The following is a 7,200-nucleotide window of genomic DNA, read 5'->3' as shown; positions in this document are numbered from 1 at the left end:
GCTTGCCGCGCTTGATGCGACGGTGCATCTCGCAAGCGGCGACGGCGAGCGCCGTGTCGCGCTGCTCGACTTCCATCGATTGCCCGGCGATCACCCGGAGATCGACACGGCCTTGCGGCCGGGCGAACTGATTACCGCGATAGAGCTCGCCTCGAGTCCTGCCGCGGCGAATTCCGCCTATCGCAAGGTTCGCGACCGTTCGAGCTATGCGTTCGCGCTGGTCTCCGTCGCCGCAGGACTGGAAATCGCTGCCGGGAAGATCAAGGACGTGCGGATCGCGCTCGGCGGCGTCGCAGCAAAGCCCTGGCGCGCCACGCGGGCCGAGGAAAGCCTGCGCGGCCAGGCCCCGACGCGGGAGCGTTTTCTGGCGGCGGCCGATGCCGAACTGGCGGGCGCCAAAACCTACGAGGGCAACGCCTTCAAGGTCGAACTCGCCAAAAGAACCATCGCCGCCGTACTCGGCGAACTCAGCGGAGATGACGCATGAGCAAGCTTCAGAACGCCATCGTCGGCGGTGTCCGTACTGCGATGGGCTATGTGCCGACAAGCTGGCTGCCGGGCGGCACGCCGGACCCGTTGATCGAGCGGCGCGTAACGCTTGGCACCCAGCAGTCGCGCATCGACGGCGCCGAGAAGGTGCGGGGCGCCGCACGGTTCGCCGCCGAGATACCCATGGAGCGATTGCTCTACGCCTCCCTCGTCCATTCGACCATCGCGCGCGGCAGGATCTCCGAACTCGACGTCTCCGCTGCCGAAGCAGCCCCCGGCGTTGCGCTGGTGATGACCCATGGCAACGCGCCGAAGATGGCGCTCCCGCCGCCGATCGGCCTGACCAACCTCAAGGCCGCGGGCAACAACATCCTGCCGGTGATGCAGGATGCGGAAATCCGCTGGAACGGCCAGGTGGTCGCGGTGGTGCTAGCTGAAACGCAGGAACAGGCCGACCATGCCGCGTCGCTGATCAAGCCGCGCTTCGAAGCGACGCCTGCGCGCACGCGGTTCGAGCAGGCGAAGGCGGATGCGCGCACGCCGGACTCGCTGTTGATCGAGAAGAACCGGCTGAAGAAGGGCGACGTGAAAGCGGCATTCGAGGCGGCGGCTCGCAGTGTCGATGCGGTCTTTCGCACGCCCTGGCACAACCACAATCCGATCGAACCCAATGCGGCGACGATTTCCTGGCAGGACGACCGGCTGATCGTGCATGACGCGACGCAGATGCTGCACGGCACGGCCGTGTCGCTCGCCAAGGTGTTCGGCATCAAGGAGTCCCAGGTCTATGTCAGTTCCCCGTTTGTCGGCGGAGGCTTCGGCGGCAAGGCGCTGTGGGATCATCAGATCCTGGGCGCGGCCGCAGCAAAACTCGCCGGCCGGCCGGTACGGATCGCGCTGTCGCGCGCCGCCATGCATCGCCTGATCGGCGGCCGGTCGCAGACCGAGCAGCGCGTGGCGCTCGCCGCCGACACCAACGGGAAGCTGAAGGGGCTGATTCACCATGGCTTTTCGGTGAAGCCGCCGCACAGCGCCTGCGACGAGGCCTTCACGCTGGCGGCCCGCTCCCTCTACGCGTCCGAAAACCTCGATATCGTGCAGCATACGCTCGATCTCGACGTGCTGGCGAACAGCTTCATGCGTGCCCCCGGCGAGGCTCCCGGCACTTTCGCGGTCGAGAGCGCGATGGACGAATTGGCGCACGCACTCGGGCTCGATCCGATCGAACTCAGGCGACGCAACGTCGGCGACAAGGATCCCGTGAGCGGCGCGCCGCATTCGCAGAGCAACCTCATGCTGGCCTACGAACTCGGAGCGAAACGTTTCGGCTGGGAGCGCCGCGTTGCCACACCACGATCGCGCCGCGAAGGCGAATGGCTGATCGGCATGGGCTGCGCGACCGGCTCCTTTCCCTATATGCGGGTGCCCGGCACCTCGGTGCGGATGACCATCGACGGCAAGGGTCAGGTCACCGTGTCGAGCGCCGCACACGAGATGGGCATGGGCACCGCGACCGTACAGCGGCAGATTGCGGCCGATCGCCTCGGACTGCCGCTTGCGAGCGTCACGGTCAGAATCGGCGATACCAGTCTACCCTTCGGGGGCATGGCGGGAGGTTCGTCGCAGACCGCTTCGCTCGGTGCGGCGGTCAACGCCGCGAGCGGAAAACTCGCCGGCGAGTTGCTGCGCCTGGCCGGCAACGACACGCCGCTCGCAGGCTTGCGGGCGAGCGACGTCGAATTCGCCGACGGAGGATTGCGGAAGATCGACGAGCCGTCCCGGCACGAAAGTTTCACGTCGATCCTCAAACGCGCGGCGCGCAGCGAGGTCAGCGTGACGGGCGAGAGCGGCGCGCCGCTCGAAGTGCTCAAGTTCTCGATGTATTCGAGATCGGCGGTGTTCTGCGAACTCCGCGTCAGCGAGGTGACCGGAGAAATTCGCATCGACCGTCTTCTCGGCAGTTTCGATTGCGGCCGCATTCTCAATCCCAGGACCGCCGCAAGCCAGTTCCGTGGCGGCATGATCATGGGGATCGGCATGGCGTTGACGGAGGAGACGCTGTTCGACGAACGAAGCGGCCGGATCATGAGCGGCTCGATCGCCGACTATCATGTCCCGGTGCATCTCGACGTGCCCGACATCGACGTTGTCTGGACCGATATTCCGGATCCCCGCACGCCGATGGGCGCGCGCGGCATCGGCGAAATCGGCATCACCGGCGTCGCCGCCGCAATTGCCAATGCGGCGTTCAATGCGACCAGAAAGCGCGTCCGCGACCTGCCGCTGACGCCCGACAAGTTCCAGCTGGCGTGAGGGGACGCGCCGCAGGGCGGCGCGATCACCCTGCCCCTCAGGACGTGAAAGGCAGGACCTTCGTCACGCCGAAGGGGCTTCGGACCGCCGGAGCATCAATACCGGTAGTGATCCGACTTGTAGGGACCTTCCACCTTTACGCCGATGTAGTCGGCCTGGTCTTTCCGCAACTCGGTCAGCTTCGCACCGACCTTGGCGAGATGCAGGCGCGCGACCTTTTCGTCGAGCGCCTTGGGCAGCACGTAGACCTTCTTGGCGTACTTGCCATCCTTGTTGTTGGCGAACAGTTCGATCTGCGCCAGCGTCTGGTTGGTGAAGGAGGCCGACATCACGAAGGAAGGATGGCCCATGGCATTGCCGAGGTTCACCAGGCGGCCTTCGGACAGCAGGATGATGCGGTGCTTGTCGGGAAATTCGATCTCGTCGACCTGCGGCTTGATGTTGGTCCATTTCAGATTGCGCAGATGCGCGATCTGGATCTCGTTGTCGAAGTGACCGATGTTGCAGACGATGGCGCGGTCCTTCATCACGCGCATATGCTCGATGGTGATGATGTCCTTGTTGCCGGTCGCGGTGACGAAGATATCGGCGCGCGGCGCGGCGTCTTCCATGGTCACGACCTCGTAGCCTTCCATCATCGCCTGCAACGCGCAGATCGGATCGACCTCGGAGACCATGACGCGGCAGCCGGCCTGGCGGAGAGAGGCCGCCGAGCCCTTGCCGACGTCGCCGAAGCCCGCGACCATAGCAAGCTTGCCCGACATCATCACGTCAGTGCCGCGGCGGATGCCGTCGACCAGCGACTCGCGGCAGCCATAGAGGTTGTCAAACTTCGACTTGGTGACGCTGTCGTTGACGTTGATCGCCGGGAACAACAGCGTGCCCTTGTTCGCCATCTCATAAAGACGATGGACGCCCGTGGTGGTCTCTTCCGAGACGCCCTTGATGTTTTTGGCGATCTCGGCGAAGTAGCCCTTCGGCTTTTCCTTCAACAGACGCTTGATCAGCGCGAAGAAGATCTCTTCTTCCTCGGAAGCAGGGTTGTCGAGGAAGGCGACATCGCCCGCTTCCGCGCGGTAACCGGCATGCACCAGCATGGTGGCGTCCCCGCCGTCGTCGAGGATCATGTTTGGCGTGCCGCCGCCATGCCAGTCGAACAGCTTGGCGGTGTAGTCCCAGTAATCCTTCAGCGTCTCGCCCTTGACGGCGAACACCGGAATGCCGGCAGCGGCAATCGCCGCCGCAGCATGGTCCTGGGTCGAATAGATGTTGCAGGAGACCCAGCGGATGTCGGCGCCAAGTGCCGCGAGCGTCTCGATCAGCACCGCGGTCTGGATCGTCATGTGCAGCGAGCCGGCGATGCGCGCGCCCTTCAAGGGCTGCTTGGGACCAAATTCCTCGCGCGTTGCCATCAGGCCGGGCATCTCGGTCTCGGCCAACGAGATCTCCTTGCGGCCGAATTCAGCCAGCGAAATGTCCTTGACGATGTAGTCGGTGAAGCCGGGCTTCGTGGCGGTTGCGGTCATGAGGTTATCCTTTGTCGTCCGCGTCCGAACATCGCTTCCGACGCGCGGACTGATTTAACGCTTCGTCATGCCCGGATTCGTCCCGGGCATCCACAATCTTGGTCACGACAGGAAAGACGTAGATGGCCGGGACAAGCCCGGCCATGACGACCTGATTATGTCGCGACGTACCATGTACAAATTAAAACGCGCGCTTCAGCGGCTCGACGAGGTCGGTCTTCTCCCAGGAGAAGCCGCCCTCGTTGTCCGGCGTCCGGCCGAAATGGCCATAGGCAGCGGTGCGCGCATAGATCGGCCGGTTGAGGTCGAGATGGGTGCGGATGCCGCGCGGCGTCAGATCCATGACCTCGGCTGCGGCCTTCTCGAGCTTGTCCTCCGGTACCTTTCCGGTGCCGTGCGTGTCGATGTAGATCGACAGCGGGCGCGCAACGCCGATCGCGTAAGCAAGCTGCAGCGTGCAGCGGTCGGCGAGACCTGCCGCCACGATGTTCTTCGCCAGATAGCGCGCAGCGTACGCTGCCGAGCGGTCGACCTTGGTCGGATCCTTGCCGGAGAACGCGCCGCCGCCATGCGGTGCCGCGCCACCATAGGTATCGACGATGATCTTTCGTCCGGTGAGGCCGGTGTCGCCGTCCGGGCCGCCGACGAAGAACTTGCCGGTGGGATTGATGTGCCAGATCGTCTTGCCGTTGATCCAGTCCTTTGGCAGTGCCTCGCGGACATAGGGTTCGACCCGCTCACGCACCTGGGCCGAACTCATGTCCTCGACCAGATGCTGATGCGAGACGACGATCTCGCGGACGCCGACCGGCTTGCCGTTCTCGTACTGGACCGTGACCTGGCTCTTGGAGTCCGGACCGAGCACCTGCTCACGGCCCGAATGGCGCGCTTCCGAAATCAGCCGCAGGATCTTATGGGCATAGAAAATCGGCGCGGGCATCAGATCTGGCGTCTCGTTGCAGGCATAGCCGAACATGATGCCCTGGTCGCCCGCTCCCTCCTCCTTCGCCGCGCCCGGCTGCTGACCGTCGACGCCTTGCGCGATGTCGGCCGACTGCGGATGCAGCAGGATCTCGACGTCGCAATTCTTCCAATGGAAGCCTTCCTGCTCGTAACCGATGTCCTTGATCGCCGCACGCACGACGCCTTCGATCACATCGTTGGTGACGGATTTGGGACCGCGGGTTTCGCCTGCGATCACCACCTTGTTGGTGGTGGCCAGCGTTTCGCAGGCCGCCCGGATCGCCCAGGGATCGATGCCCGCCTTCGGACCTTCGCGATAGAAAAGGTCGACGATCTCATCGGAAATCCGGTCGCAGACCTTATCCGGATGGCCTTCGGAAACCGACTCAGAGGTGAACAGGTAAGAGGCGCGCATCAAGCTAGTCCCTTCTTCTGCCGCAAGTTCGGCAGTGCGATTTTAATGTTTCCTGATTGGTCAATCTCGACGGCGCGAGATGACGTAGGATTCGTCGTAAAACCAGAGACCGTTATGCTTGCGCAAAACCTCTCTGACGGCGTCGAGATAACGGCCGCTTTGGGTCATTTCCGTCAGCCGGTCGTCTTCAATCTGTGCGACATACACCGCCGCGTTCCAAGCTGCAAAGGCCGTCGAGGTTCCAATCGAGCCGGTAACCTCGTCGGGAAGCGCTTCCATATCATACCGGAACACCGAACGGTTATCGGCATAGGCGTTAAAGTTAAGGTCGCGCCCCGCCGATCCCAGCTCGTATTTCACAGCGCGCAATAGCTCATGGCGGCTGACCGCGAAAGGATTTTCTCCCGGCCATACCGCCTGGATGATTTCAAGCCCCGGATCCTGCCCGTGGGAGTGGATTCCGATCAGCCGGCCGCCGGCCCGCAAGGCGCGGCCCAAGGGCGCAATAATGCGTTTTGCACGGAAATTCACGCTGGATTTCGCCCGATAGGGCTGGGATGCGATGATCAGGTCGAAATTCGCCTCGACCTTCCCGGCGCGGGGGATGATCGAATCGAGCAAAAACCGCTGGTCCTCGCGGTAGAGCACCAGGGCCACGGGGCGCTCATAGATCGGCATGCCCGAGCGAGGCGAAACGCTGGCCCGCCAGTTCTGCTCCAGAAATGGTCCCAATTCGGCAATTTGAGCCTCGAAATCGCCCGAAGAGGCACCCCGCAGCGGGACTTCGTGCCAGATCATGCCGGCAGCGGCCGCGGGCGAGGCCGGTGTCAGCCAGGGCGCCTCCGCATAATACATGTTGGTCAGCACAAAGACTGTCGCCGGGTGCTCGAACAGCCGGTCGGGCACCTTCTCCAGGGTCAGGCGAACGTCCTCAAGGGAAAGTTCCTTGCCCGCGATGTAGAAGGGCATATGGGGAAAACGCGTGTGCATGGAGCGCATCACGCGCGCCAGCACCGTTCCGTCGCCGCAGCCGGCGTCGAACACCCGCAGCGCCGGCGGACGGGGATGGATCGCGGAAAGCTCCAGCGCGACGCGGGCGGCGACCACCCGCTTCTCGCTGCAGGTGTGGACAAACAAGAGGTATTTTTGCCGGTTTTCGAAGAACCGGAAATTGCCTCTGGGATCGCGCCTTTCCGGCTCGACTTCGAGCCCGCGCGGCGGCGGCATCCCGCCCGGCATGGCCGAGGCCATGTAGGCCTGGATGCGCTCCAGTGTGTCGATGGTGATGCGTTTGCCCTCACGCAGGCGATGCACCAGCTTGCCGTCGTTAACGGCGCGCCGGCCGAAGGTGGATTCCGCCATATCGGCCTGGCGACAGAATTCCGATATCTGGGCCAGGATCTGATCGTTCTTCATCGAGGCGCGGGTGGGAAGCAGGGGTGGGGCGGAAAACTCCTAGCACACACTGCCCACTTATGCCCACATCCCGACAAG

5 protein-coding genes are annotated in these 7,200 nt (G+C 63.7%); 2 read left to right on the top strand and 3 right to left on the bottom strand.

All coding sequences use genetic code 11. The features are described 5' to 3' along the window. A partial coding sequence (locus NEZ08_RS11165; RefSeq protein ID WP_298106800.1) for an FAD binding domain-containing protein occupies positions 1-487 on the top strand: 487 nt, incomplete at its 5' end. Then, the gene (locus tag NEZ08_RS11160; protein WP_367278406.1) at positions 484-2,802 is read left to right on the top strand and encodes a xanthine dehydrogenase family protein molybdopterin-binding subunit; all 2,319 of its coding nucleotides are present in this window, start codon (positions 484-486) and stop codon (positions 2,800-2,802) included. The genes NEZ08_RS11165 and NEZ08_RS11160, both read left to right, overlap by 4 nt. A gap of 95 nt (positions 2,803-2,897) precedes the next feature. On the opposite strand, the gene ahcY is transcribed toward NEZ08_RS11160, so the two are convergent. The 3 genes from ahcY to NEZ08_RS11145 all read right to left on the bottom strand — a co-directional run bounded on the left by ahcY (position 2,898) and on the right by NEZ08_RS11145 (position 7,122). Next, entirely contained in the window at positions 2,898-4,328 is a 1,431-nt protein-coding gene (ahcY, locus tag NEZ08_RS11155) for an adenosylhomocysteinase (RefSeq protein ID WP_298106798.1), read from the bottom strand. Positions 4,329-4,509: 181 nt separating this feature from the next. Continuing rightward, positions 4,510-5,706, bottom strand: coding sequence for a methionine adenosyltransferase (metK, locus tag NEZ08_RS11150; RefSeq protein WP_298106796.1), 1,197 nt, complete (start codon positions 5,704-5,706; stop codon positions 4,510-4,512). A 60-nt stretch (positions 5,707-5,766) separates the two neighbouring features. Next, positions 5,767-7,122: a hypothetical protein gene (locus NEZ08_RS11145; protein ID WP_298106794.1), complete on the bottom strand. Its 1,356-nt coding sequence runs from the start codon at positions 7,120-7,122 to the stop codon at positions 5,767-5,769. Positions 7,123-7,200: the final 78 nt, after the last annotated feature.

Source organism: Bradyrhizobium sp. (genome assembly GCF_027451485.1).
Taxonomy (GTDB): Bacteria; Pseudomonadota; Alphaproteobacteria; order Rhizobiales; family Xanthobacteraceae; genus Bradyrhizobium.
Note: the sequence above shows the minus strand (reverse complement) of the source record. Positions and strands in the feature narration are given on the sequence as shown.